This is a genomic window from Aeromonas sp. R4-3, from assembly GCF_040908275.1.
GTDB classification, from domain to species: Bacteria; Pseudomonadota; Gammaproteobacteria; order Enterobacterales; family Aeromonadaceae; genus Aeromonas; species Aeromonas rivipollensis.
This window is the reverse complement of record NZ_JBFODK010000001.1, coordinates 136493-162139: the sequence shown is the minus strand read 5'-3', so window position 1 is coordinate 162139 and position 25647 is coordinate 136493. Positions and strand designations below refer to the sequence as shown.

At 63.5% G+C, this 25647-nt stretch carries 19 protein-coding genes, 1 tRNA gene and 1 other RNA gene; 18 read left to right on the top strand and 3 right to left on the bottom strand.

Translation table 11 applies throughout. The features are described from left to right. Positions 1-4: 4 nt before the first annotated feature. The 17 genes from AB5Y91_RS00710 (at position 5) to nuoN (ending at position 17592) form a co-directional block, all read left to right on the top strand. Positions 5-92, top strand: a tRNA-Ser gene (locus AB5Y91_RS00710). A gap of 55 nt (positions 93-147) precedes the next feature. Continuing rightward, a non-coding RNA gene (locus tag AB5Y91_RS00705) (RtT sRNA) lies at positions 148-276 on the top strand. 347 nt (positions 277-623) lie between these two features. Further along, the gene (locus AB5Y91_RS00700; protein WP_025327212.1) at positions 624-1382 is read left to right on the top strand and encodes a flagellar motor protein; all 759 of its coding nucleotides are present in this window, start codon (positions 624-626) and stop codon (positions 1380-1382) included. Further along, entirely contained in the window at positions 1357-2235 is an 879-nt protein-coding gene (locus tag AB5Y91_RS00695; protein WP_041204280.1) for a MotB family protein, read from the top strand. The genes AB5Y91_RS00700 and AB5Y91_RS00695 overlap by 26 nt, the downstream gene beginning before the upstream one ends. Positions 2236-2493: 258 nt before the next feature. After that, positions 2494-2898: an NADH-quinone oxidoreductase subunit A gene (locus AB5Y91_RS00690; RefSeq protein ID WP_025327214.1), complete on the top strand. Its 405-nt coding sequence runs from the start codon at positions 2494-2496 to the stop codon at positions 2896-2898. Positions 2899-2927: 29 nt separating this feature from the next. Further along, positions 2928-3602 (top strand): NADH-quinone oxidoreductase subunit B family protein, encoded by a 675-nt coding sequence (locus AB5Y91_RS00685; protein WP_025327215.1) that lies wholly within the window; start codon positions 2928-2930, stop codon positions 3600-3602. A gap of 38 nt (positions 3603-3640) precedes the next feature. Beyond that, positions 3641-5410, top strand: a complete 1770-nt coding sequence (nuoC, locus tag AB5Y91_RS00680; RefSeq protein WP_005324230.1) for an NADH-quinone oxidoreductase subunit C/D — start codon at positions 3641-3643, stop codon at positions 5408-5410. Between the two features lie 65 nt (positions 5411-5475). Continuing rightward, on the top strand, positions 5476-6018 hold the full coding sequence (gene nuoE, locus AB5Y91_RS00675) for an NADH-quinone oxidoreductase subunit NuoE (RefSeq protein WP_246866556.1): 543 nt from the start codon (positions 5476-5478) through the stop codon (positions 6016-6018). Positions 6019-6079: 61 nt separating this feature from the next. Continuing rightward, on the top strand, positions 6080-7465 hold the full coding sequence (gene nuoF, locus AB5Y91_RS00670) for an NADH-quinone oxidoreductase subunit NuoF (RefSeq protein ID WP_368168842.1): 1386 nt from the start codon (positions 6080-6082) through the stop codon (positions 7463-7465). Positions 7466-7523: 58 nt separating this feature from the next. Next, positions 7524-10253 (top strand): NADH-quinone oxidoreductase subunit NuoG, encoded by a 2730-nt coding sequence (gene nuoG, locus AB5Y91_RS00665; protein ID WP_368168841.1) that lies wholly within the window; start codon positions 7524-7526, stop codon positions 10251-10253. Then, entirely contained in the window at positions 10250-11218 is a 969-nt protein-coding gene (gene nuoH, locus AB5Y91_RS00660; RefSeq protein ID WP_005324240.1) for an NADH-quinone oxidoreductase subunit NuoH, read from the top strand. The genes nuoG and nuoH overlap by 4 nt, the downstream gene beginning before the upstream one ends. A gap of 7 nt (positions 11219-11225) precedes the next feature. After that, positions 11226-11768 (top strand): NADH-quinone oxidoreductase subunit NuoI, encoded by a 543-nt coding sequence (nuoI, locus tag AB5Y91_RS00655; RefSeq protein ID WP_005324242.1) that lies wholly within the window; start codon positions 11226-11228, stop codon positions 11766-11768. 9 nt (positions 11769-11777) lie between these two features. Next, positions 11778-12329, top strand: a complete 552-nt coding sequence (gene nuoJ / locus AB5Y91_RS00650) for an NADH-quinone oxidoreductase subunit J (RefSeq protein ID WP_163137819.1) — start codon at positions 11778-11780, stop codon at positions 12327-12329. Then, on the top strand, positions 12326-12634 hold the full coding sequence (gene nuoK / locus AB5Y91_RS00645) for an NADH-quinone oxidoreductase subunit NuoK (RefSeq protein WP_041205926.1): 309 nt from the start codon (positions 12326-12328) through the stop codon (positions 12632-12634). Before nuoJ ends, nuoK begins: the two co-directional genes overlap by 4 nt. Further along, positions 12631-14478 carry an NADH-quinone oxidoreductase subunit L gene (nuoL, locus tag AB5Y91_RS00640; RefSeq protein ID WP_289985728.1) on the top strand — a complete coding sequence of 616 codons (1848 nt, stop codon included), beginning with the start codon at positions 12631-12633 and terminating at the stop codon, positions 14476-14478. The genes nuoK and nuoL overlap by 4 nt, the downstream gene beginning before the upstream one ends. 68 nt (positions 14479-14546) lie before the next feature. Next, positions 14547-16064 (top strand): NADH-quinone oxidoreductase subunit M, encoded by a 1518-nt coding sequence (gene nuoM / locus AB5Y91_RS00635; protein WP_368168840.1) that lies wholly within the window; start codon positions 14547-14549, stop codon positions 16062-16064. Positions 16065-16128: 64 nt separating this feature from the next. Beyond that, positions 16129-17592, top strand: a complete 1464-nt coding sequence (gene nuoN, locus AB5Y91_RS00630) for an NADH-quinone oxidoreductase subunit NuoN (protein ID WP_368168839.1) — start codon at positions 16129-16131, stop codon at positions 17590-17592. Between the two features lie 348 nt (positions 17593-17940). Here nuoN and purL read toward each other — a convergent pair whose 3' ends face one another. Next, entirely contained in the window at positions 17941-21834 is a 3894-nt protein-coding gene (gene purL / locus AB5Y91_RS00625; RefSeq protein ID WP_368168838.1) for a phosphoribosylformylglycinamidine synthase, read from the bottom strand. Between the two features lie 149 nt (positions 21835-21983). Here purL and mltF point away from each other — a divergent pair, with 149 nt between their 5' ends. Then, positions 21984-23477, top strand: coding sequence for a membrane-bound lytic murein transglycosylase MltF (mltF, locus tag AB5Y91_RS00620; RefSeq protein WP_111912205.1), 1494 nt, complete (start codon positions 21984-21986; stop codon positions 23475-23477). Between the two features lie 344 nt (positions 23478-23821). On the opposite strand, the gene AB5Y91_RS00615 is transcribed toward mltF, so the two are convergent. Together AB5Y91_RS00615 and der are read right to left on the bottom strand one after the other, a co-directional pair. After that, the gene (locus AB5Y91_RS00615; RefSeq protein ID WP_111912231.1) at positions 23822-24055 is read right to left on the bottom strand and encodes a zinc ribbon domain-containing protein; all 234 of its coding nucleotides are present in this window, start codon (positions 24053-24055) and stop codon (positions 23822-23824) included. Positions 24056-24142: 87 nt separating this feature from the next. Next, on the bottom strand, positions 24143-25642 hold the full coding sequence (der, locus tag AB5Y91_RS00610) for a ribosome biogenesis GTPase Der (protein ID WP_106886585.1): 1500 nt from the start codon (positions 25640-25642) through the stop codon (positions 24143-24145). Between the last annotated feature and the right edge of the window lie 5 nt (positions 25643-25647).

Genomic DNA, 25647 nt, shown 5'->3' with positions numbered 1-25647 from the left:
ATTTGGTGAGGTGTCCGAGTGGCTGAAGGAGCACGCCTGGAAAGTGTGTATACGGCAACGTATCGAGGGTTCGAATCCCTCCCTCACCGCCAAATTGAAAAACCGACCTCAGGGTCGGTTTTTTTGCATCTGGTGACACAGCAAAAACTGATGCCCATGGAGGGAGGGTGAGAACCCTCGCCGGGTTCGAGCAGAGCAGCTTGCTGCGATGAACGGCCAACGGCCGCCCCGAAGGGGTGAGCCACGCGGTGGCGAATCATCCCTCCCCACCGCCAAATTATAAAAAACCGACCTCAGGGTCGGTTTTTTGCGTTTGAACTCCTGCGCCCCCAGAACCGAGGGGGGAAGACCGATCTCCACCACTCCTCGCCCATCACTCTCTTTTTATCACCGACCTGTCCGCACAATCTCTCTCCACTTTACCAAGGCGCCACGATACCCGGTTGCCCCTTGCTGCCATGCTGGCGCCCGCCAGCCCTCATGATCCCGCGACTCGGGCCGACACAGGAGGGGGGCCCGTGTCGGTTAGCTCCCGGATATTGCTCACCGATTGTATTTCGTTTTGAAAAACTGATAGTTAAATGGCTACACTAGCCACACACAACGCATAGGGATATGGACAAATGAGTCTTATTGGTTTGCTGCTGGCCCTGGCTGCCATCCTGGGTGGCAACATCATCGAGGGGGGGCACCCCAGCGCCCTGCTCGATCTCCCCGCCTTTCTCATCGTGATCGGGGGCACAGTGGGTGCCGCCCTGACCCAGTTCCCCTTCTCCGTGGTCGGCAAGACCTTCAAGCGTTTCAAGTGGCTCATCTCTCCCCTGCGCCTCGACATGCTGGAGCAGGCCCAGTTGCTGGAGACCCTGGCAGGCAACGCCCGGCGCAGCGGCATGCTGGCGCTGGAGGGGATGATCGATGACATCAAGGATCCCTTCCTGAAAAAAGGGGTGCAGATGATGGTGGATGGCTACGAGAAGACCAAGATCCACGAGGTGCTGGAAAACGAGATCGAATTCGAGCAGGAAGATCTCGAGCAGACCGTCAAATTCTACGAAGCCATGGGGGGCTACTGCCCGACCATGGGGATAGTCGGTGCCGTGTTTGGCCTGATCCATGCCATGGGACTGCTGGATGCGCCGGACAAACTCGGTGGCGCCATCGCGGTGGCCTTCATCGCCACCATCTACGGGGTCGGCGCCGCCAACCTGATCTTCCTGCCCTTTGGCAACCGCTACAAGGGCTTCGCCCACCAGATCCGCCACTACAAGGAGATGACCCTGACCGGCATCCTCTGCATAGTGGACGGCGAGTCACAACAGCGGCTGCAAGTGACCCTTGAACCCTACCTCGGAGGCCATGGTGGCGAAAAAGAAAAAGGCTGAAGCTCCGGAGAACCATGAGCGCTGGCTGGTCTCCTATGCCGACTTCATGACCCTGCTGTTTGCCCTTTTCGTGGTGCTCTACTCCTTCGCCATGGCCAAGCAGTCGGAGACCCGGGTACTGATCCAGGGCTTTATCGAGTCTCTTGGCAAGATAGGCCTCATCTCTCTGCCCGCCGGTTCTCCCGTGATGCAGGGGGGGACGGGCATACTGGAGCCGGAATCCAAGACCACGCCGGGTACCTCCCAGAAGGAGGAGCTGCTGGACACCCAGAGCCCGGCCGCCGCGGCCGACCCCTTCAACGAGACCATAGGCGCCTCGGAGAAGCCCAGCGCCACCGAGTCATGGCCCCACAAGACCAAGGAGCAGGATTGGGCCACCGTCACCAAGCAAAAACTGCAGCAGCAGCTCAAGAGCCAGATTGAATCCCAGGAGATCGAGGTGGAGCAGCTCGGCAGCCAGCTGGTGATCCGCATCGGCGAGAAGACCCTGTTCCCTGCCGACTCAGCCTTCCTGCAGCCCCAGTTCATCCCCCTGGTCAACAAGGTCTCCGATGTGCTGGCCGATATTCCGGGCATGGTGGTAGTCACCGGCCACACCGACAACTCCCAGGCGCCGGTGGAGCTCTATCGCAACAACTGGGAGCTGTCGGTGCTGCGGGCGGCCACCATAGTCCATACCCTGCTCACCAACCCCAAGCTGGATTCGCGGCGTGTCATCGCCCAGGGCGTGGCTGACACCCAGCCCCGCTTTGCCAACGACACCCCGGCCCATCGCCAGGCCAACCGCCGGGTGGAGATAGTGCTCTCCCAAGGCAAGGCGGCGGAGCAAGCCCTCCCCCTCCTCGCCCCCTGATGAAAAGACCCCGCCATGCGGGGTCTTTCGTTTTGTCGATTAGTTTATTTTTCAAGCGAACCAGCTGTTTTCCCCACCGCGTAAAAGCAATTGAAAATGATTCTCAAATGAGAAAATTGACCCCGCTAGCAAAACGCGATTTTCCTCCCGTTGATTAATAATTAATCCTTTGAAATGACATGTAAATCAGTATGGAACTGGCATAATACGTAGCATCCTTGTTAAGTCACATGATTAATTCGGTTAGGGAAAACTCCTATGTTTGCTGATATTGCTGTCCAGCATTGGGCCTTTGCTGTCTATGTCATTGGGGCCATCTGCATCTGCCTGACCATGATAGGCGTCGCGGCCTTGCTGGGGGGACGAGCCTATGGCCGTGCCAAAAACAGGCCCTTCGAATCCGGCATAGATTCCGTCGGCAATGCCCGTCTGCGTTTCTCCGCCAAGTTCTATCTGGTCGCCATGTTCTTCGTCATCTTCGACGTCGAGGCGCTCTATCTCTTCGCCTGGTCCGTCTCCGTTCGGGAAAGCGGCTGGGTCGGCTTTATCGAAGCCACCATCTTCATCACCCTGCTGCTGGTAGGCCTCATCTACCTGTGGCGCATCGGTGCCCTCGACTGGGCCCCGAAGAAACGCGTCCTGACTGACAAGAAGCCAGACTGATTTACCGATTATCCCTTTGAGGTTGCACCATGAAGTACACCCTGACCCGGATTGACCCGGATGCGCCCGTTGAGCGCTACCCCCAGGAACAGCGCCAGACCGTCGATGACCCACTGGCGCAGCAGGCGACCCGCGGCATCATGATCGGGCGCCTCGAAGAGGTGCTGCAAGACACCGTCAACTGGGGCCGCAAGAACTCCCTCTGGCCCTACAACTTCGGCATCTCCTGCTGCTATGTGGAGATGTGTACCGCCTTCACCTCCCCCCATGACGTGGCCCGCTTCGGCGCCGAAGTCATCCGGGCCTCGCCCCGTCAGGCGGATTTCATGGTGATCGCCGGCACTCCCTTCATCAAGATGGCGCCTGTCATCCAGCGCCTCTATGAGCAGTTGCTCGAACCCAAGTGGGTCATCTCCATGGGTGCCTGTGCCAACTCGGGCGGCATGTATGACATCTATTCAGTGGTGCAGGGGGTGGACAAGTTCCTGCCGGTAGACGTCTACATTCCAGGATGCCCGCCCCGCCCCGAGGCCTTCCTGCAGGCCCTGATGCTGCTGCAGGACTCCATCGGCAAGGAGCGCCGCCCCCTCTCCTGGGTGGTGGGTGATCAGGGGATCTACCGTCCCCAGATGCAGGCCGAGAAGGATCGCAAGCGGGAAGAGCGCATCCAAGTCACCAACCTGCGCACGCCGGATGAGATCTGACCATGAAACTGACTCGAGAATTCCCAAGCAACTACACCATGGCCCAGGGGCAGACGGCGGATCACGCCGATGCCCAGGTGGTCGGCGAACTCTTCGCCCACTTCGGTGCCGAGCGCTTCACGGTGCAGAGCACCCGTACCGGGGTGCCGGTGATCTGGCTCTCCCGTGATCTGCTGCTGGACGTGATGGGCTTCCTGCAAAAGCTCCCCTCCCCCTTCGTGATGCTGTTTGATCTCAGCGCCACCGACGAGCGGATGCGCAGCCATCGCCACGGCCTGCCGGGCAGCGACTTCACCGTCTTCTATCACCTCATCTCCATCGACCGTAACGCCGATGTGATGCTGAAGGTGCCGCTGATGGAGAGCGATCTGCACCTGCCCACCGTCAGCCGTCACTTCCCCAACGCCAACTGGTACGAGCGGGAAGTCTGGGATCTGATGGGCATCACCTTCGACGGTCACCCCCATCTCACCCGCATCATGATGCCAAAGAGCTGGCAGGGACACCCGCTGCGCAAGGACTACCCGGCCCGCGCCACCGAGTTCGATCCCTTCATGCTCGATGCGGTCAAGCAGGATCAGGAGCAGGACAACCTGCTGTTCAAGCCCGAAGAGTGGGGCATGGCCCGGGGCAACGAGAACGAGGACTACATGTTCCTGAACCTCGGTCCCAACCACCCCTCGGCCCACGGCGCCTTCCGCCTGGTGCTGCAGCTCGACGGGGAAGAGATCCGCGACTGCGTGCCTGACATCGGCTATCACCACCGCGGTGCCGAGAAGATGGGCGAGCGCCAGTCCTGGCACAGCTACATCCCCTACACAGACCGGGTCGAGTACTTAGGGGGGGTGATGAACAACCTGCCCTATGTGCTGGCGGTCGAGAAGCTGGCGGGGATCAAGGTACCCAACCGGGTCGATATGATCCGGGTGATGATGGCGGAGCTGTTCCGCATCCAGAGCCACTTGCTGTTCCTTGGCACCTACATCCAGGACGTGGGGGCCATGACCCCTGTCTTCTTCACCTTCACCGATCGGCAGAAGATCTACACCATCATCGAGGCCATCACGGGCGCCCGCATGCACCCGGCCTGGTTCCGCATCGGCGGTGTGGCCCACGACCTGCCCATCGGCTGGGCCCGTCTCATCCAGGACAACCTGCTGAGCTGGCTGCCCAAGCGCCTGATGGAGTATGAGAAGGCCGCCATGCGCAACAGCATACTGCGCGGTCGCACCATAGGCGTCGCCGCCTACAACACGGCGCAGGCGCTCGCCTGGGGCACCACGGGCGGCGGTCTGCGGGCCACCGGTCTCAACTTCGACGTGCGCAAATGGCGCCCTTATTCCGGCTACGATCAGTTCGAGTTCGAGGTGCCGGTGGGCAGCAATGGGGATGCTTATGACAGAGCCACGGTGCGCATCGAAGAGATCCGCCAGAGCATGCGCATCATAGAGCAGTGCATGAAGAACATGCCGGAGGGCCCCTTCAAGGCGGATCACCCGCTCACCACGCCGCCGCCCAAAGAGCGCACCCTGCAGGACATCGAGACCCTGATCACCCACTTCCTGCAAGTGTCATGGGGCCCGGTGATGCCGGCCGCCGAGTCCTTCCAGATGATAGAGGCGACCAAGGGGATCAACAGTTACTACCTGACCAGCGACGGCTCCACCATGAGCTACCGGACCCGGATCCGGACCCCGAGCTTCGCCCACCTGCAGCAGATCCCCTCGGTGATCCGTGGCCAGATGGTGTCGGATCTCATCGTCTACCTGGGCAGTATCGATTTCGTCATGTCGGATGTGGATCGTTAAGTCCCCGCCGCGCCCACACCAGGGCGCAACGGGACAAGAAGAATAAACGACAAAAGGTTAAGTTCATGAGCCAGCAATGTCAGTGCAAGAATACATCGTCCAACGCGGGACAGAGCGCATGCCAGAGCAAGGGGGACGACTTCGTCCTGAGCCAGGCCGAGCGCGATGCCATAGAGCATGAGACGCACCACTACGAAGATCCCCGCGCCGCCAGCATAGAAGCGCTCAAGATAGTGCAGCAGGCCCGCGGCTGGGTACCGGACGGTGCCATCCATGCCATCGCCGCCGTGCTCGGCATCCCTGCCAGCGATGTGGAAGGGGTCGCCACCTTCTACAGCCAGATCTTCCGCCAGCCGGTAGGCCGCCACATCATCCGTGTCTGTGACAGCATGGTCTGTTACATCAACGGCCATGAGCAACTGCTGGCCGGCCTGAAAGAGGTCATGGATCTGGCCCCCGGCCAGACCTCCCCTGACGGCCGCTTCACCCTGCTGCCGGTCTGCTGCCTCGGCAACTGCGACAAGGGGCCGGCGCTGATGATAGACGACGATACCTACGGCGGGCTCGATGCCGTCAGCCTGCTCAAGACCCTGGAGGCCTACCCATGAGCCTCTCCCGCAGATCAGATACAAGCGGCCAGTTCAAGACCCTGGAGGGCAATCTATGTCCATGAGCCTGCAACCAAACAAGACACTCGCCTCCCTCGGCACCGCCAACCGCATCGCCCGTTCAGCCGAGACCCATCCCCTCACCTGGCGGTTGCGGGATGACGGCCAGCCGGTCTGGCTGGACGAATACCAGAGCAAACAGGGGTACGAAGCGGCCCGCAAGGCACTGAGTCAGATGAGCCCTGACGAGATAGTCGGCACCGTCAAGGACGCCGGCCTCAAGGGGCGCGGCGGCGCCGGCTTCTCCACCGGGGTGAAGTGGGGCCTGATGCCCAAAGACGAGAGCATGAACATCCGTTACCTGCTCTGCAACGCCGACGAGATGGAGCCGAACACCTACAAAGACCGGCTGCTGATGGAGCAACTGCCCCACCTGCTGATCGAGGGGATGATCATCAGTGCCCGGGCCCTCAAGGCCTATCGCGGCTATATCTTCCTGCGCGGCGAGTACGTGGACGCCGCCATCCACCTGCGCCGCGCGGTGGAAGAGGCCAAGGCCGCCGGCCTGCTCGGCAAGAACATACTGGGGTCGGGCTTTGACTTCGAGCTGTTCGTCCACACCGGCGCAGGGCGTTACATCTGCGGCGAAGAGACGGCGCTCATCAACTCCCTGGAAGGACGCCGCGCCAACCCGCGGGCCAAACCCCCCTTCCCCGCCGTCTCCGGCGTCTGGGGCAAGCCCACCTGCGTCAACAACGTCGAGACCCTGTGCAACGTGCCCGCCATCATAGGCAACGGCGTCGAGTGGTATCAGGGGCTGGCCCTGCCAGGCTCGGAAGATCACGGCACCAAGCTGATGGGCTTCTCCGGCAAGGTCAACAACCCGGGCCTGTGGGAGCTGCCCTTTGGCATCACCGCCCGCGAACTGTTCGAGAACTATGCCGGCGGCATGAAACCCGGCTATCGCCTCAAGGCCTGGCAACCGGGCGGTGCCGGCACCGGCTTCCTGCTGCCCGAGCACCTGGATGCCCAGATGTATGCCGGAGGCATCGGCAAGGTCGGCACCCGCATGGGGACGGGCCTCGCCATGGCGGTGGATGACAGCATCAACATGGTCGGACTCTTGCGCAACATGGAGGAGTTCTTCGCCCGTGAATCCTGTGGCTGGTGCACCCCCTGCCGCGACGGCCTGCCCTGGAGCGTCAAGATCCTGCGGGCCCTGGAGCGAGGCGAAGGCCAACCCGAGGATCTCGCCACCCTGGAGCAGCTGGTCAGCTTCCTGGGGCCGGGCAAGACCTTCTGCGCCCATGCCCCTGGCGCCGTCGAGCCCCTTGGCAGTGCCATGAAGTACTTCCGGTCCGAGTTCGAGGCCGGGGTCAAGGCCCCCCATGACAATCACAAGCTGTTCAAGGGTATCCAGCCCAATCTGCTGGGCGAGCGCTGGTAATACGCCAGAACGCATCGGGCAATAGCCGATTTCACAAAACAGGTTTCAGGGAAGTTGTATGGCAACCATTCATGTAGACGGTAAAGAGTTCGAGGTAGACGGGGCAGATAACCTGCTGCAAGCCTGTCTGTCGCTGGGTCTGGACGTCCCCTATTTTTGCTGGCACCCGGCGCTCGGTAGCGTCGGCGCCTGCCGCCAGTGTGCGGTCAAACAGTATCAGAATGCCGACGACAAGCGCGGCCGCCTGGTCATGTCCTGCATGACCCCCTCCACCGATGGCACCTATATCTCCATCGAGGACGAAGAGGCGAAGGAGTTTCGCAAGACTGTGGTGGAGTGGCAGATGACCAACCACCCCCACGACTGCCCTGTGTGTGAAGAGGGTGGCGCCTGCCACCTGCAAGACATGACGGTGATGACGGGCCACAACAGCCGTCGCTATCGCTTCACCAAGCGCACCCACCAGAATCAGGATCTCGGCCCCTTCATCAACCACGAGATGAACCGCTGCATCGCCTGCTATCGCTGCGTGCGCTACTACAAGGATTACGCCGGCGGCGAGGATCTGGGTGTCTACGGCGCCCACGACAACGTCTACTTCGGCCGGGTCGAGGATGGCACCCTGGAGAGCGAGTTCTCCGGCAACCTGGTGGAGGTCTGCCCCACCGGCGTCTTCACCGACAAGACCCATTCCGAGCGCTACAACCGCAAGTGGGACATGCAGTTTGCCCCCAGCATCTGCCAGCAGTGCTCGGTCGGCTGCAACATCAGCCCGGGGGAGCGCTACGGCGAGCTGCGCCGCATCGAGAACCGCTTCCACGGCGCCCTGAACCACTACTTCCTCTGTGATCGTGGCCGCTTCGGTTACGGCTATGTCAACCAGGCCGATCGCCCGCGCCAACCCCTGCTTCAGGATGGCAATGACAAGCTGGCCATCACTGTCGATGGCGCCCTCAACCGCGCCGCCGATGCCCTGCGCACCGCAAGCGGCATCATCGGCATCGGCTCGCCACGAGCGTCGCTCGAGAGCAACTTCGCCCTGCGCGAGCTGGTGGGCGCCGCCAACTTCTACGCAGGGGTCGAGCAGAGCGAATGGGCCTGCCTGCAGAAGATGCTGCATGTCCTGCACCAGGGCGGGGTACGAACCCCCAGCCTGCGTGACATGGAAGAGGCCGACGCCGTACTGGTGCTGGGTGAAGATGTCACCCAGACGGCCGCCCGGATCAGCCTGGCACTGCGTCAGGCAGTCAAGGGCAAGGGACGTGAAATCGCCCGCAAGCTGAAGGTGGACCTGTGGCAGGTCGCCGCGGTGCAGACGCTCGCTCAGAATGAGCGTTATCCGCTGCTCATCACCAGCCTGGATCAGACCCGTCTGGACGACGTGGCCGCCGATACCCTGCATGCCCCTCACGCCGATCAGGCCCGCCTCGGCTTTGCCATCGCCCACCTGCTCGACGGTTCCGCCCCTGCCCCGCAGGATCTGGGCGCCGATCAGCTGGCTCAAGCGACCCGCTGGGCCGAGCTGCTTGGCAACGCCAAGAAACCGCTCATCATCGCGGGCTCCGGTGCCCGCAGCCAGGCGCTGATCGAGGCGGCCAGCAACATAGCCCACGCCCTCAAGGGTCGTGGTCAGACCGTCGAACTGGCACTGGTGGCCCAGGAGGCCAACAGCCTGGGGCTGGCCATGCTGGCCGGCAACGCCGCTCCCCTGGAAGCCGCCCTCGAGCGCATCGAAGGGAGCGAGTCCCTTGCGCTGATCACCCTGGAGAACGATCTCTATCGCCGTGCTCCCCGCAACCGGGTCGATGCCGCCATCAAGCGCCTGCAGCATCTGCTGGTGGTGGATCATCAGGACACCCGCACCGCCCAGCAGGCCCACCTGGTGCTGCCTGCCGCCAGCTTTGCGGAGGCCGATGGCACTGTGGTGAACATGGAAGGCCGTGCCCAGCGCTTCTTCCAGGTCTATGCCCCCGCCTTCTACGACGCCGACATCCAGGTGCGCGAAGGCTGGCGCTGGCTGGCCGCGCTGCAAGGCACGCTGGACGGCAAGCCCCCGCGCTGGAGCAGCTTCGACGAGGTGAGTGCGGCCTGCGCCGCCTCTGCCCCGCTGCTGGCCAGCATGGGCGAAGCCGCCCCCAATGCCGGGCTGCGTATCCGCGGCATGAAGCTCGCGCGCGAGCCACACCGCTACAGCGGCCGCACCTCCATGCTGGCGGATCAGAACGTGAGCGAGCCCCGGGTGGCGCAAGACCCCGACTCCCCCTTCAACTTCTCCATGGAAGGCTATGCCGGTGCCCGCCAACCCCTGCAACAGGTGCCGTTCGCCTGGGCACCGGGCTGGAACTCCCCCTCCGCCTGGAACAAGTTCCAGGACGAGGTGGGTGGCAACCTGCGAGCCGGGGATCCCGGTCGTCGCCTGCTGGAGCCGGGCAGCGAGTCCCTCGGCTGGTTCGACACCATTCCCGCCCCCTTCACCGCCCAGCACACGCTGCAAGTGGTGAGCTATGACCAGCTGTTCGGTGGCGACGAGCTCTCCGCGCGCAGCCCCGTCATCCAGGCCCGCATGGGGGACCCCGAGCTGGTGCTGAACCCGGTCGATGCCGCCCGTTTGGCCCTTCATGCCGGCAATCTGGTGGCCTTCTCCTGGGGTGGTCACCACTGGCGGCTGACCCTGCGGATCAGCGAACGGCTGGCACCGGGTCTGCTCGGCCTGCCCCTGGGCGCCCATGGTCTGCCGACCGCGCTGCACCAGGCCTATGTGACTGACTTGCAGGAGGCCATCGCATGAGCAATGAGCTGATCGATCTGTTGCTGGAGGTAGGCAAAGCCTTGATCGTGCTGGTGGGGATTGTGGGGGCTGGCGCCTTCATGAGCTTCATCGAGCGCCGTCTGCTGGCGCTCTGGCAAGACAGGTACGGCCCCAACCGGGTGGGCCCCTTCGGCCTGCTGCAACTGGCGGCCGACATGGTCAAGATGTTCTTCAAGGAGGACTGGATCCCGCCGTTCGCGGATCGCCGGATCTTCGTGCTGGCCCCCATCATCGCCTTTACCGCCTTCATCCTGGCGTTTGCTGTGGTGCCCATCACCCCCACCTGGGGCGTGGCGGATCTCAACGTGGGGCTGCTCTACATCCTGGCCATAGCAGGGCTGGCGGTCTACGCCGTGCTCTTTGCCGGCTGGTCGAGCAACAACAAGTACTCCCTGCTCGGCAGCCTGCGCGCCTCGGCCCAGACCCTCTCCTACGAGGTGTTCCTCGGCCTCTCCCTGATGGGGATCGTCATCCAGACCGGCAGCTTCAACCTGCGGGAGATCGTGGAGGCGCAAGCCGGATTGTGGAACGTGATCCCCCAGTTCCTGGGCTTCATCACCTTCCTGTTTGCCGGGGTTGCCGTCACCCACCGTCACCCGTTTGACCAGCCGGAGGCCGAGCAGGAGCTCGCCGACGGCTATCACATCGAATACGCGGGCATGAAGTGGGGTCTGTTCTTCGTGGGCGAGTACATCGGCATAGTGCTGATCTCCTCCCTCATCGTGACCCTCTTCTTCGGTGGCTGGCACGGCCCCTGGTTGCCGCCCTTCATCTGGTTTGCCCTGAAGACCGCCTGTTTCATGGTGTTCTTCATCCTGCTGCGGGCCTCCCTGCCCCGCCCGCGCTTTGACCAGGTGATGTCCTTTGGCTGGAAAGTCTGCTTACCGCTTACCTTGCTCAACATGCTGGTAACCGGCGCCGTCGTGCTTATGAACGTGCAGTGAGGCACCAATGAAAATTACGAGCATTATCAAGGGTGTTGGCACCCAACTGCGCAGTCTGGGGATGGTCTTCTCCCATGCCTGGCGCCCCCGCGAAACCCTGAGCTACCCGGAGCAGCAGGTCTATGCCGCGCCCCGTTTCCGTGGTCGCATCGTGCTGACCCGGGATCCGGACGGTGACGAGCGCTGCGTGGCGTGCAACCTGTGCGCCGTGGCCTGCCCGGTCGGCTGCATCTCGCTGCAAAAAGCGGAGCGGGACGACGGTCGCTGGTACCCGGAGTTCTTCCGCATCAACTTCTCCCGCTGCATCTTCTGCGGTCTGTGTGAAGAGGCCTGCCCCACCACCGCCATCCAGCTGACGCCGGATTTCGAGATGGGCGAGTATCGCCGCCAGGATCTGGTGTACGAGAAGGAAGATCTGCTGATCAGCGGCCCCGGCAAATACCCGGACTACAACTTCTACCGCATGAGCGGTATGGCCATCGACGGCAAGCCCAAAGGGGATGCCGAGAACGAAGCCAAGCCCATCGATGTCAAGAGCCTGCTGCCCTAGGAGTCAATCATGGAACTGGCATTTTATGCCGCGGCCCTGGTCGCCGTTTACAGCACGCTGCGGGTCATCAGCACCAGCAACCCCATGCATGCGTTGCTCAATCTCATCATCTCGCTCATCGCCGTGGCCATGATCTTCTTCTGCCTGGGAGCCTCCTTCGCAGGCGCCCTGCAGGTGATCGTCTACGCCGGCGCCATCATGGTGCTGTTCGTGTTCGTGGTGATGATGCTGAACCTGGGTTCATCCCAGGATCAGGAGCGCAACTGGCTCACCCCCATGACCTGGGGTGGGCCTGCCCTGCTCTCCCTCATCCTGCTCGGCTTCCTGGCCTACGGCATTCTCGGGGTCACCGGCGGTGAGCTCGGGCAGACCGACGTCAGTGCGAAAGAAGTCGGCATCGCCCTGTTCGGCCCCTATGTACTGGCGGTGGAGCTCGCCTCCATACTGCTGCTGGCGGGTCTGGTCACCGCCTATCACCTTGGCCGTGAAGACAAGAGCGGGGAAGTGCTTTCCGTCCCCAAACCCACCGCTCGCCCATCCCAGGAAGGAGGTCAGCAATGAGTGGTATCCCCATGGAGCACGGCTTGCTGCTCGCGGCAATTCTGTTCTGCATCGGTTTGTGCGGTCTGCTGATCCGCCGCAACCTGCTGTTTATCCTCATGAGTATCGAGATCATGATGAATGCGTCCGCGCTGGCGTTCGTGGTGGCGGGTAGCCGCTGGGCCCAGGCCGACGGCCAGATCATGTACATACTGGTGATTTCTCTGGCGGCAGCGGAGGCCAGTATCGGCCTAGCCCTGTTACTGCTGCTCTATCGTCGTTACCACACCCTGAACGTGGACACTGTGAGCGAGATGCGCGGATGAGCCTCCTATACCTGACTTTCCTGTTCCCCCTGCTGGGATGGCTGCTGCTGGCCTTCTCCATCGGCCGTCTCGGCGAGCGCAGCGCGGCACTCATCGGTGTCGGCAGCATAGGCCTTTCGGCCCTGACCACAATCTGGGTCGGGTTCGACTTCCTCAATCACACCCCCGAGGGCGGCGTCTATACCCAGATCCTGTGGCAGTGGATGTCGGTGGGTGAATTCCAGCCCACCTTCCGTCTGGCGCTGGATGGGCTGTCGCTGACCATGCTGGGGGTGGTGACCGGGGTGGGCTTCTTCATCCACCTGTTCGCCTCCTGGTACATGCGCGGAGAAGAGGGGTATTCCCGCTTCTTCACCTACACCAACCTCTTCATCGCCAGCATGGTGTTCCTGGTGCTGGCCGATGATCTGCTGTTCGTCTACCTGGGTTGGGAAGGGGTGGGGCTGTGCAGCTACCTGCTGATCGGCTTCTACTACCGCAACCCGGCCAATGGCGCCGCCGCCCTCAAGGCATTTGTGGTGACCCGGGTCGGTGACGTCTTCCTCGCCATCGGGCTCTTCGTGCTCTACCGCGAGCTCGGCACCCTCAACATCCACGAGCTGCTGGTGCGCGCCCCAGTGGTCTTTGCCGAGGGCTCCCCTGCCCTGTCGTTCGCCTGCCTGATGCTGCTCGGCGGCGCGGTCGGCAAATCCGCCCAGCTGCCCCTGCAGACCTGGCTGGCAGACGCCATGGCGGGCCCGACCCCGGTCTCGGCACTGATCCACGCGGCCACCATGGTGACCGCCGGTGTCTACCTCATCGCCCGCACCCACGGCCTCTTCCTGCTGGCCCCGGAGATCCTCCATCTGGTGGCCCTGGTCGGTGCCATCACACTAGTGCTGGCGGGCTTTGCCGCCCTGGTACAGACCGACATCAAGCGGATCCTGGCCTACTCCACCATGAGCCAGATAGGCTACATGTTCCTGGCCCTGGGGGTCGGCGCCTGGGAAGGGGCCATCTTCCACCTGATGACCCACGCCTTCTTCAAGGCGCTCTTGTTCCTCTCCGCCGGGGCCGTCATAGTCGCGACCCACCACGAGCAGAACATCTTCAAGATGGGGGGCCTGCGCAAGAGTCTGCCCCTGGTCTATGCCTGCTTCCTGGTGGGGGGCTCGGCCCTGGCCGCGCTGCCGCTGGTCACCGCCGGCTTCTACAGCAAGGACGCCATCCTCTGGCAGGTGCAGGCCAGTGGCCAGAGCGCCCTGCTGTGGGCCGGTCTGGGTGGGGCCTTCCTGACCTCCCTCTACACCTTCCGCCTCATCTTCATCGCCTTCCACGGCAAGGCGCAGACGCAGGCGCACAAAGGCCACGGTCTTGCCCACCAGCTGCCGCTGCTGGTGCTGCTGGTGCTCTCCACCGGTGTGGGTGCCCTGATAGTACCGCCGCTCGCCGGAGTGCTGCCGGCAGGCCCGGGGGATCATATCGAAGAGGGACGCCACAGCCTCGAGATCCTCTCCGGCGTCATCGCCGTGGCAGGCATTGCGCTTGCCGCCTTCCTCTTCCTCGGCGAACGTCGCCTGGCGAAGGGGATCGCCGAGAGTGCCGCCGGCCGCGCGCTCAGCACCCTCTGGTTCAATGCCTGGGGCTTTGACTGGCTCTATGACTGGATCTGGGTCAAGCCCTACCTGCTGGTGACCCGCTTGCTCGGCAAGGACCCGCTGGATCGGATGATGAACCTGCCCGCCGTGCTGGCCCAGGGTGGCCACCAGCTGCTGGCCTGGACTGTGTCCGGCAAGCTGCGCTGGTACGCCGCCTCCATGGGGATGGGCGCCGCCCTGATCCTGGCCCTGCTGCTGCTCGGCTGATCCATGAGCCCAATATGTGTGGCAGGCCCGGGGCCTGCCCGACTAGAACCTAGACGAGAGCTGATATCGTGACCTTACTCTGGATCTTGTTAATTCCTTTTATCGGCGGCTTGCTCTGCTGGCAGATGGAGCGGCTCGGCGGACAATTCGTTCGCTGGGTAGCCCTGCTCTCCATGAGCGCCTGCCTGGTGCTCTCCGGTGCCATCTGGCTGGGGGGTGACTTCTCCCTCGCCAGCCCCGGCCTCCCCGTCTGGGCGGCCGAGTGGCAGCAACCCTGGATCCCCCGCTTCGGCATCTCATTGCACCTGGCGGTAGACGGCTTGTCCCTCCTGATGGTGATGCTCACCAGCTTCATCGGTGTGCTGGCCATCCTCTGCTCCTGGAAGGAAATCGTGCAGCGCATCGGCTTCTTCCACCTGAATCTGCTGTGGATCCTGGGGGGCGTGCTCGGCGTCTTCATGGCGGTGGACCTGTTCCTCTTCTTCTTCTTCTGGGAGATGATGCTGGTTCCCATGTACTTCCTGATCGCACTCTGGGGCCACTCGGTCACCGACGGTAAATCCCGGATCAACGCGGCCACCAAGTTCTTCATCTACACCCAGGCGAGCGGCCTCATCATGCTGGTGGCCATCCTCGGGCTGGTGCTGACCCACCACGCCAGCACCGGGGTCTTCACCTTCAACTACCTCGACCTGCTCAACACCCCGATGAGCAAGGGCGTGCAGTGGCTGCTGATGCTGGGCTTCTTCATCGCCTTCGCGGTCAAGATGCCCCTGGTGCCGCTCCATGGCTGGTTGCCGGACGCCCATAGCCAGGCGCCGACCGCGGGTTCTGTGGACTTGGCGGGCATCCTGCTCAAAACCGCCGCCTACGGCCTGCTGCGCTTCACCCTGCCGCTGTTCCCGGAGGCCTCCGCCGAGTTCGCCCCCTACGCCATGGTGCTGGGGCTGATCGGCATCGTCTACGGTGCCCTGCTGGCCTTCGCCCAGACCGACATCAAGCGCCTGGTGGCCTACACCAGCATCTCCCACATGGGCTTCGTGATGATCGCCATCTACTCGGGCAGCGAGCTCGCGCTGCAAGGCGCCGTGGTGCAGATGATCGCCCACGGCCTCTCCGCCGCCGGCCTCTTCATCCTGTGCGGCCAACTCTACGAGCGTCTGCACACCCGGGATCTGCGCCTGATGGGCGGCCTCTGGGGTCGTCTGCGCTACCTGCCCGGGGTGATGCTGTTCTTCTCGGTCGCCTCCCTGGGGATGCCGGGCACCGGCAACTTCATCGGCGAGTTCCTGATCCTCATCGGCAGCTTCCAGGTGGCCCCAGTGCTCACCGTCATCGCCACCTTCGGCCTGGTGCTGGCCTCGGTCTACTCCCTCATCATGCTGCAACGGGCCTGCTTCGGTGCACCCAAGGATGAGAAGGTCCTCAACGGTCTGGACAAGCGGGAACTGGCCATGATGCTGACCATCGCCGGCCTGCTGGTGCTGCTCGGTCTCTACCCCCAGCCGGTGCTGGACACCGCCAGCAGCAGCCTGCTGAACGTGCTGCACTGGTATGCACTGCCGAGCACAGGAGCCCTGCAATGATCGCCCCTCGCTCTCACTCTCTCCTGGCCTTGCTGCCTTCCTTGTCCACGACAGGAGCACTGTCATGACGTTTACTGCCGCCCAACTACTGGCCCTGCTGCCGCTGTTGCTGACCACGGGGGCCATGGTGGCCCTGATGCTGGCCATCGCCTGGAAGCGCTGCGCCGACACCGCCTTCGTGGTAACCATCACCGGCCTGAACCTGGCCCTCTTCTCCCTGCCCATCGTCATGGCCCAGGGTGACCAGGGGGTCACTCCCCTGCTGCAGGTAGACGGCTACGCCGTCTTCTACATGGGGCTGGTGCTTATCGGCGCCTTGGCCACCTGTACCTTCGGCCGCTCCTGGCTCAAGGGCTACCCGGACAACCGGGAAGAGTTCTACCTGCTGCTGCTGATCGCCACCGCCGGTGGCCTGGTGCTGGCCGGCTCTCGCCACCTCGCCTCCCTGTTCATCGGGATCGAGATGCTGACCCTGCCGATGTTCGGCCTGGTGGGTTATGCCTACCGCGAGCGTCACTCCCTGGAAGCCAGCATCAAGTACATGGTGCTCTCCGCCGCCGCCACCGCCTTCCTGTTGTTCGGCATGGCGCTGCTCTACGCCCAGGCCGGCAGCCTGAGCTTCAGCGATCTGGGGCTGACCCTGGCCCAGAGCCCGGCCCACCATCCACTGCTGATGGGTGGTCTGGGTCTGATGCTGGTTGGCTTCGCCTTCAAGTTGTCGCTGGCCCCCTTCCACCTCTGGACCCCGGACGTGTACGAGGGTGCCCCGGCACCGGTGGCGACCTTCCTCGCCACCGTCAGCAAGATCGCGGTGTTCTGCGTGCTGCTGCGCTTCTACCTGGCGGTGCCGGCCACCGGTGATCCCATGTTCCATTGGCTGCTGGCGGCCATTGCCGTCGTCTCCATCGTCATCGGCAACCTGCTGGCGCTGATCCAGACCAACATCAAGCGGATGATGGGTTACTCCTCCATCTCCCACTTCGGCTACCTGCTGGCGGTGGTGGTGGCGAGCCGCCTCGGCCAGATGCCGGTGGAAGCGGCCGGCGTCTACCTGCTGATGTACCTGTTCACCAGCCTCGGGGCCTTCGGCGTCATCAGCATGATGTCCAGCCCCTATCGCGGCAAGGATGCGGACTCCCTGCACAGCTACCGCGGCCTGTTCTGGCACCGTCCTTACCTGACGGCCGTCATGACGGTGATGATGTTGTCCCTCGCGGGCATCCCCATGACGCTCGGCTTCATCGGCAAGTTCTACCTCATCGGCGTCACCGTCGATGCCAAGCTGTGGTGGCTCTCCGGCGCCATCGTGCTGGGCAGCGCCCTGGGTCTCTACTACTACCTGCGGGTCATGGTCACCCTCTACCTGCGCGAACCGGGCATGCAGCTGCGCGATGCCAAGGCCGACTGGGCCTTCTCCTCCGGGGGCCTGGTGGTGCTGCTCTCCGCCATCCTGGTGGTGGTGCTGGGGATCTACCCCCAGCCGGTCATCAGCCTGGTACAGGGCTTCCAGAACGTGGTGCTGCGCTAAGCATCCCCCGTCAACGCACGGAAAACCGGCCCCAGTGGCCGGTTTTTTTATGCTCCATCCGAGACGATATCGTTTCTGCATCCAGCTCCAGCCGGTAACGCGCGCCCCTCCCCTTTCCTCCCTCACCATCCCCTCCTGAACCAGGGTCAACGCGCCGGGGCTGCGACATGCTGAGTCCTGAATCCTGAACCCTGAACCCTGAACCCTGAATCCTGAGTCCTGAGCCCTGAGCCCTGAGCCCTGAGTCCTGAGTCCTGAGCCAGGATAATTCACGCAACGCTTGTGCCGCGCCCATAAAAAAACCGGCCTGCTGGCCGGTTTTCCATGGTTGCTGTGTACGCGGAGGGATTACCCCAGACGCACGCGAGCGTTGCGGAACATCCGCATCCAGGCGCCATCCTCGCCCCAGTTGTCCGGGTGCCAGGAGTTCGCCACGGTGCGGAACACCCGCTCCGGGTGCGGCATCATGATGGTGGCGCGACCGTCGGTGGTGGTCACGGCCGTGATGCCGTCCGGCGCGCCGTTCGGGTTGGCCGGGTAGCGCTCGGTCACCTGACCGCGGTTGTCCACGAAGCGCAGCCCCACGAGACCACTTTGCTGCAAGGCGTCGAGGTGGGCGGCGTCGCGCACCTCCACCCGCCCTTCCCCGTGGGAGACGGCGATGGGCATGACGGATCCGCTCATGCCGGCGAAGAAGGCGGACGGAGAGTCCTGCACCTGCACCAGGCTGAAGCGCGCCTCGAAGCGCTCGGAGCGGTTGCGCACGAAGCGCGGCCACAGCTCGGCACCCGGGATGAGGTCGCGCAGGTTGGACATCATCTGACAGCCGTTGCAGACGCCCAAGGAGAGGGTGTCTGCGCGCTCGAAGAAGCGCTGGAACTGCTCGCGGGCCCCGTCGTTGAACAGGATGGACTTGGCCCAGCCCTCCCCCGCTCCCAGCACGTCGCCGTAGGAGAAGCCGCCACAGGCCACCAGGGTCTGGAACTGCTCCAGCTTGATGCGGCCGGACAGGATGTCGCTCATATGCACGTCCACCGCGGTGAAGCCGGCGCGGTCGAACGCTGCCGCCATCTCCACGTGGGAGTTGACCCCCTGCTCGCGCAGCACCGCCAGACGGGGGGAGACCCCGCGGGCGATGTAGGGGGCGGCCACGTCTTCGCTCGGGTTGAAGCTCAGGGTGGCGTGCAGACCCGGGTCCATGGCGTCCTGACGGGCGGCATGCTCCTCGTCGGCACAGGCCGGGTTGTCACGCAGGCGCTGCATCTGCCAGCTGGTCTCGCCCCAGAGGGTGCGCAAGGCGGTACGGCTGGCGCGGTAGACCTCCTGGCCCTCCCGCTCGAAGGAGATCAGGTCGCCCTCGACCACGGTGCCGAGCACATGGGTGCAGGCCGCCAGGCCGTGGCCGGCCAGCAGGGTCAGCACGGCTTCCTTGTCGTCGCGGCGCACCTGGATGACGGCCCCCAGCTCCTCGTTGAACAGGGCAGGCAGCAGCTCGCCACCGATGCGATCGAGCTGGATGTCGAGGCCGCAGTGACCGGCGAAGGCCATCTCCACCAGGGTGACGAACAGGCCGCCGTCGGATCTGTCGTGGTAGGCGATGAGTTTTCTGTCCGCCACCAGCGCCTGGATGGCGTTGAAGAAGCCCTTGAGCTGCACCGGGTTGTCGAGATCCGGCGCGCTGTCACCGAGCTGGCGGTAGACCTGGGCCAGGGCCGAGGCGCCGAGGCGCTGCTTGCCGTTGCCAAGGTCGATGAGGATCAGGTCGGTCTCACCGAGATCGGTGCGCAGCTGCGGGGTGACGGTGTTGCGCACGTCCTCCACCCGGGCGAAGGCACTGATCAGCAGGGAGAGCGGCGAGGTGACGCTGCGCTCCTCCCCGTCCTGCTGCCAGCGGGTCTTCATGGACATGGAGTCCTTGCCGACCGGAATGGTGATGCCGAGGGCCGGGCAGAGCTCCTCCCCCACCGCCTTGACCGCCTGATACAGGCCGGCGTCCTCGCCCGGGTGACCGGCGGCGGCCATCCAGTTCGCGGAGAGCTTGACCCGCTTGAGGGAACCGATGTGAGCCGGCGCCAGGTTGGTCAGGGCCTCGGCCACCGCCATACGGGCCGATGCGGCATGAGAGAGCAGCGCCACCGGGGTGCGCTCGCCCATGGACATGGCCTCGCCGTGGTAGCTGTCGTAGGTGGCGGCGGTGACGGCGCAATCGGCCACCGGGATCTGCCAGGGGCCGACCATCTGGTCGCGGTTGACCAGACCGGTCACGCTGCGATCGCCGATGGTGATGAGGAAGGACTTCTCCGCCACTGTCGGCAGGCGCAGTACCCGCTCGGCCGCGTCACTCAGGGTGATGCCATCGAGCTGCAGGGCCTTGCCCTGGGCGGGCAGGCTCTGCACGTCGCGGTGCATCTTGGGCGCCTTGCCGAGCAGCACGTCCAGGGGCAGATCGATGGGCTGGTTGTCAAAGTGTGCATCCGAGAGAGTGAGGTGCTTCTCTTCGGTGGCGGTGCCGATGACCGCATAGGGGGCGCGCTCACGCTCGCACAGGGCCTTGAACAGGGGCAGCTTGTCCTGGGCGACCGCCAGCACGTAGCGCTCCTGGGATTCGTTGCACCAGATCTCCAGCGGGCTCATGCCCGGCTCGTCGCTGGCGATGGCACGCAGGTCGAAGCGACCGCCCCGATCGCCGTCGTTCACCAGCTCCGGCATGGCGTTGGAGAGGCCACCGGCGCCCACGTCGTGGATGAAGACGATGGGGTTGTCATCGCCGAGCTGCCAGCAGCGATCGATCACCTCCTGGCAACGGCGCTCCATCTCGGGGTTGTCCCGCTGCACAGAGGCGAAATCGAGGTCTTCGGCAGACTGGCCGGAGGCCATGCTCGATGCCGCGCCACCACCCAGACCTATGTTCATGGCCGGGCCGCCCAGCACGATCAGGGCTGCCCCCACCGGGATCTCCCCTTTCTGGACGTGTTCGCTGCGGATGTTGCCTATGCCGCCCGCCAGCATGATGGGCTTGTGGTAACCGCGCACTTCGACGCCGTTGTGGCTCGGCACCTGCTCTTCGAAGGTACGGAAGTAGCCGAGGATGGCCGGACGACCGAATTCGTTGTTGAAGGCGGCGCCGCCAAGGGGCCCCTCCTGCATGATGTCAAAAGCGCTGACGATGCGGCTCGGCTTGCCGAAATCCTGCTCCCAGGGCTGCTCGAAACCGGGGATGCGCAGGTTGGAGACGGAGAAGCCCACCAGGCCCGCCTTGGGCTTGGCGCCACGGCCTGTCGCCCCCTCGTCGCGAATTTCGCCGCCGGAGCCGGTGGCCGCCCCCGGGAAGGGAGAGATGGCGGTCGGGTGGTTGTGAGTCTCCACCTTCATCAGGATGTCGACGCGCTCCTGGTGATACTGGTACTCGCCACTGGCGGGGCTCGGGAAGAAGCGGCCACCCTGGCTGCCTTCCATCACGGCGGCGTTGTCTTTATAGGCAGACAGGACATGATCCGGCGTCTGCTCGAAGGTGTTCTTGATCATCTTGAACAGCGACTTGGGCTGCTGCTCACCGTCTATGGTCCAGTCGGCGTTGAAGATCTTGTGACGGCAGTGCTCGGAGTTCGCCTGGGCGAACATGTAGAGCTCGATGTCGTTGGGATTGCGACCAAGGCGGGTGAAGTTCTCCACCAGGTAGTCGATTTCGTCATCGGCGAGGGCCAGGCCCAGCTCGATGTTGGCCGAGGCCAGGGCGCTGCGGCCACCGCCCAGCACATCCACCTGGGTGAAGGGGCGCGGCTCGTGATGGGCAAACAGGGCGGCTGCCTGGCTCGGCTCATCGAACACCACCTCCATCATGCGATCGTGCAGCAAGGCTGCGACCTCGCCACGCTGGGCTGCGGTCAGCTCACCCTTGGCCTGCACGTAATAGGCAATGCCGCGCTCCAGCCGCTTGACCTGGTTCAGGCCGCAGTTGTGGGCGATGTCGGTTGCTTTGGAAGACCAGGGGGAGATAGTGCCGGGGCGGGGGGTAACGAGAAACAGCTGACCGCTGGGGGTGTGTTCCGGGATGGTCGGGCCGTAGCGCAGAAGCTGGCCCAAGGTCGCTCGCTCCGGGGGCGAGAGCGGGCTCGAAAGCTCGGCAAAGTGCACGTATTCGGCATAGACGTCTGCTATCTCTACTCCTCTCTGTGCGCAGCTCTGCAGCAGCTTGTGGACACGAAACTCAGACAGTGCTGGGGCACCACGCAAGATTTCCATATACCTTTCTCACCAAGTTTTAGAGTGTGGGGGGATTTGAGACGCGCGTATTATAGGGATCAGGCTCACCGCGAACAAACGTTTTTCTCATCTCCCACGATGTGACTCCCTCCACACTCTCTGGTATAAAGGTGCCTCTCTTTTGACAAATGCCGATTTTTTCAACAAGGGTACTCACCTACTTGCGCTGCATTTTTCGACTGTTTATCGGGATGTTGCTGACACTGGCCCTGGCCGGCTGTGACTTCTATTCCCCCTCCAGCCAGCTGGAGCAGATCCGCCAACGGGGCGAGATCCGTGTTGGCACCCTCTATGGTCCCACTTCCTATTACCAGCGTGACGACACCGCCCAGGGGTTCGATTACGAGCTGGCGCAGCACTATGCCGACTGGCTGGGGGTCAAGCTGACCATAGTCCCGGCCTACTCCACCGCCGAGCTGGTCGAACAGCTGCAGAAGGGGAGCCTGGATCTCGCCGCCGCCGCCATCGTGGTGACCCCGGAGCGACGCAAGCTGTTTCGCTTCGGCCCCGGCTTCTACCAGGTCTCCCCCAAGCTGGTCTATCGCAACGGCTCCCCCAGGCCCAAGGATCTCGGCGACATCAAGGGCACCATAGTGGTGCCTGCGGGCTCCACCGGTGAGGATCTGATGAAGGAGCTGGCCAGCCAGTACCCCAATCTGAGCTGGCGCATCAACCGGGACGCCGACGTGGAGGAGCTGCTCAAGCAGGTCGCCGACGGCGAGGTGGACTACACGGTGGTGCAGGACACTGTGCTGGCCCGCACCCAACGCTACTACCCCGAGCTCACCGAGGGGCTGACCCTGGCCAGCAAGCAGACAGTGGCCTGGGCCATGACCAAGCTGCCCGATGACAGCCTCTACGCCAGCATCATCGACTTCTTCGGCCAGCGCTTCATGGATGGCTCCATCGCCAAGCTCGACGAGAAGTACTTCGGCCACGTGCAGAACTTCGATTTCGTCGACACCCGCACCTTCCTCAAGCGGGCCAAGAGCCTGCTGCCCAAGTACCAGGCGCTGTTCCAGACCCACGCCAAGGACATAGACTGGCGGCTGCTGGCCGCCATCAGCTATCAGGAGTCCCACTGGGACCCCCAGGCCCGCTCCTATACCGGGGTGCGCGGCATGATGATGCTGACCGAGCCCACCGCCAAGGCGATGGGGGTGAACGATCGAACCCACCCGGAAGAGAGCATCAAGGGGGGCGCCCGCTACCTGCAGGAGATGATGGAGAAGGTGCCGGACTCGGTGCCGGCGGACGAGAAGGTGTGGTTTGCCCTCACCGCCTACAACATCGGCTATGGCCACATGATGGATGCCCGCCGCCTGACCAAGCAGCTCGGCAAGAATCCCGATGCCTGGAGCGACGTGAAAGAGGTGTTGCCCCTGCTGCAGCAGTCACGCTGGCATCGCAAGGTGCGCTATGGCTATGCCCGGGGTGGCGAGGCGCGCAACTACGTCAACAACGTGCGCCAGTACTACCAGAGCCTGCTCTGGCTCGACAACGAGCAGCAGAAGGCCCATCGCCGCGAAACCCTGGACGAAGACGACGGCAGCGAGCCGGCAGCCCCGGCACAGCGCCCCGCCATCATCGCCGAGGTAGTCAGCCAGATCATCACCCCCTGAGCCCTGCGGGGTGTGTCGCCTTGGGGAATTCTCTGTTACCATTGCCCCAGGCCAGAGCCTGTCAGAGAGAGGCTTATTGCAATATATTCATCAACTTGCGATACCGATGGCAGCCCATCTCAGGGGCTGTCAACGTCGCCGGGATGACCAGGGAGGAAAACCAGATGCGAACACGCAGAAGAGCCACGTTGACCAGAAAGACCAGATGCGCCTGGAGCCCCAGACGCAAGCTGAAACTGGCCGACATGAAACGCAAGATATGGCACCGAAACCGCTCCTATACCTTGCTGATTGCGGAGCACACAACAGCATAAACCCGGCCAAGGCCGGGTTTTTTTATTCCATCAGCTCGCCTCGGCCGGGATCGCCTCGAACCGCACGGCACGCTTGGAGACCAGGCTGTTGCAGTGGTTGCAGAAGTAATCCACGGCGCCGCAGGCCCGAAGCCGCTCCAGGCTCTGCTGACAGGTCGGGCACAGGGCCCGGATCCGATAGCGGGCATGGCACTGGTCGCAGCTCACCTCGGGGCTGCGGCTGTCCAGCTCGGCCTGGCAGGCCGGGCATGTCAAGAGACTCATGGTCATCTCCTCTCAAGGGCAGAGCACTGGGCTCATCCCTCGTTCGACAGATAGAAAAACGGCTGCCACCAGGGCAGCCGTCAGGGCTTATTTCTTGCTCTTGTTCTTCGCCTTGAGCAGGCGATCCCGTTGCCGCTCCTGGCTCAGGGTCAGGGTATTCTTCTTGCCCTCGAAGGGGTTGACCGACTCCTGGAACTCGACCCGGATCGGGGTACCCATGATCTTCAAGGATTTGCGGAAGTAGTTGATGAGATACCGCTTGTAGGAGTCAGGCAGATCGTTCAACTGGTTGCCGTGGATCACGATACGCGGCGGGTTGTAGCCACCGGCGTGGGCATACTTGAGCTTGACGCGGCGACCGTTGACCATGGGCGGCTGGTGATCTTCCTGCGCCATCTGCATGATGCGGGTCAGCATGGCGGTGCTGGTACGACGGGTGGCGGACTGGTAAGCCTCGTTGATGGACTCGAACAGATGGCCGACGCCGCTGCCGTGCAGGGCGGAGATGAAGTGGACGCGGGCGAAGTCGATGAAGCCCAGGCGTCTGTCCAGCTCGTTCTTGATGTCTTCCTTCACCTTCTGATCCAGACCGTCCCACTTGTTCACCACCAGCACCACGGAGCGGCCGCTGCTCAGCACGAAGCCGAGGATGCTCAAGTCCTGATCCGTGATGGTCTCGCGAGCGTCTATCACCAGCAGGCAGACGTTGGCATCCTCAATGGCTTTCAAGGTCTTGATGACGGAGAACTTCTCCACCGTTTCGTGCACCTTGCCGCGGCGACGCACGCCGGCGGTGTCGATGACCACGTACTTCTGCTCGTCACGCTCCATGGGGATGTAGACGGAGTCGCGGGTGGTGCCCGGCATGTCATAGACGATGACGCGGTCTTCACCCAGCATGCGGTTGGTCAGGGTGGACTTGCCGACGTTGGGGCGACCGACGATGGCGAACTTGATGGGCAAGTCGGCGAACGGGGTCTCCTTGGTGTCTTCCCGGGTGTCGAGATCACCGGCGGCCACCATGCGCAGCAGGGCTTCTTCGTCGAAGTCCTCCTCTTCCTGCGCCTCTTCTTCGGCGGCGGCCTCGACCAGGGTCTCAAGGTGGGGGGCCAGCGCCAGCTCCAGCAGGCTCAGCACGCCACGACCGTGGGCGGCGGCGATCTGGTAGACCTCCCCCAGCGCCAGGCCGTAGAACTCGGAGACCGCGGAGTCACCGTCGATGCCGTCGGTCTTGTTGGCGACCAGGAACACCTTCTTGTGGGTCTTGCGCAGGTGCTCGGCGATGGCCTGATCCGCGGCGGTCAAACCGGCACGGGCATCCACCATGAACAGCACCACATCCGCTTCCTCGATGGCCAGCAGGGACTGCTCGGCCATCTTCAGCTCGATCCCCTCCTCGGTACCATCGATACCGCCGGTATCGACCACGATAAATTCCAGCTCGCCCAACTTCGCCTGGCCGTATTTACGGTCCCGGGTCAGGCCGGGGAAATCGGCAACCAGGGCATCCCGGGTACGGGTCAGGCGGTTAAACAGGGTGGATTTCCCCACGTTGGGGCGGCCCACCAGGGCTACTACAGGAGTCATAAAAG

What these genes read in the sequence shown, in the direction of transcription:
- AB5Y91_RS00700 (WP_025327212.1), top strand. Translation starts at nt 624, where the DNA reads ATGAGTCTTATTGGTTTGCTGCTGGCCCTGGCTGCCATCCTGGGTGGC.
- AB5Y91_RS00695 (WP_041204280.1), top strand. Translation starts at nt 1,357, where the DNA reads ATGGTGGCGAAAAAGAAAAAGGCTGAAGCTCCGGAGAACCATGAGCGC.
- AB5Y91_RS00690 (WP_025327214.1), top strand. Translation starts at nt 2,494, where the DNA reads ATGTTTGCTGATATTGCTGTCCAGCATTGGGCCTTTGCTGTCTATGTC.
- AB5Y91_RS00685 (WP_025327215.1), top strand. Translation starts at nt 2,928, where the DNA reads ATGAAGTACACCCTGACCCGGATTGACCCGGATGCGCCCGTTGAGCGC.
- nuoC (WP_005324230.1), top strand. Translation starts at nt 3,641, where the DNA reads ATGGCCCAGGGGCAGACGGCGGATCACGCCGATGCCCAGGTGGTCGGC.
- nuoE (WP_246866556.1), top strand. Translation starts at nt 5,476, where the DNA reads ATGAGCCAGCAATGTCAGTGCAAGAATACATCGTCCAACGCGGGACAG.
- nuoF (WP_368168842.1), top strand. Translation starts at nt 6,080, where the DNA reads ATGAGCCTGCAACCAAACAAGACACTCGCCTCCCTCGGCACCGCCAAC.
- nuoG (WP_368168841.1), top strand. Translation starts at nt 7,524, where the DNA reads ATGGCAACCATTCATGTAGACGGTAAAGAGTTCGAGGTAGACGGGGCA.
- nuoH (WP_005324240.1), top strand. Translation starts at nt 10,250, where the DNA reads ATGAGCAATGAGCTGATCGATCTGTTGCTGGAGGTAGGCAAAGCCTTG.
- nuoI (WP_005324242.1), top strand. Translation starts at nt 11,226, where the DNA reads ATGAAAATTACGAGCATTATCAAGGGTGTTGGCACCCAACTGCGCAGT.
- nuoJ (WP_163137819.1), top strand. Translation starts at nt 11,778, where the DNA reads ATGGAACTGGCATTTTATGCCGCGGCCCTGGTCGCCGTTTACAGCACG.
- nuoK (WP_041205926.1), top strand. Translation starts at nt 12,326, where the DNA reads ATGAGTGGTATCCCCATGGAGCACGGCTTGCTGCTCGCGGCAATTCTG.
- nuoL (WP_289985728.1), top strand. Translation starts at nt 12,631, where the DNA reads ATGAGCCTCCTATACCTGACTTTCCTGTTCCCCCTGCTGGGATGGCTG.
- nuoN (WP_368168839.1), top strand. Translation starts at nt 16,129, where the DNA reads ATGACGTTTACTGCCGCCCAACTACTGGCCCTGCTGCCGCTGTTGCTG.
- purL (WP_368168838.1), bottom strand. Translation starts at nt 21,834, where the DNA reads ATGGAAATCTTGCGTGGTGCCCCAGCACTGTCTGAGTTTCGTGTCCAC.
- mltF (WP_111912205.1), top strand. Translation starts at nt 21,984, where the DNA reads ATGCCGATTTTTTCAACAAGGGTACTCACCTACTTGCGCTGCATTTTT.
- AB5Y91_RS00615 (WP_111912231.1), bottom strand. Translation starts at nt 24,055, where the DNA reads ATGAGTCTCTTGACATGCCCGGCCTGCCAGGCCGAGCTGGACAGCCGC.
- der (WP_106886585.1), bottom strand. Translation starts at nt 25,642, where the DNA reads ATGACTCCTGTAGTAGCCCTGGTGGGCCGCCCCAACGTGGGGAAATCC.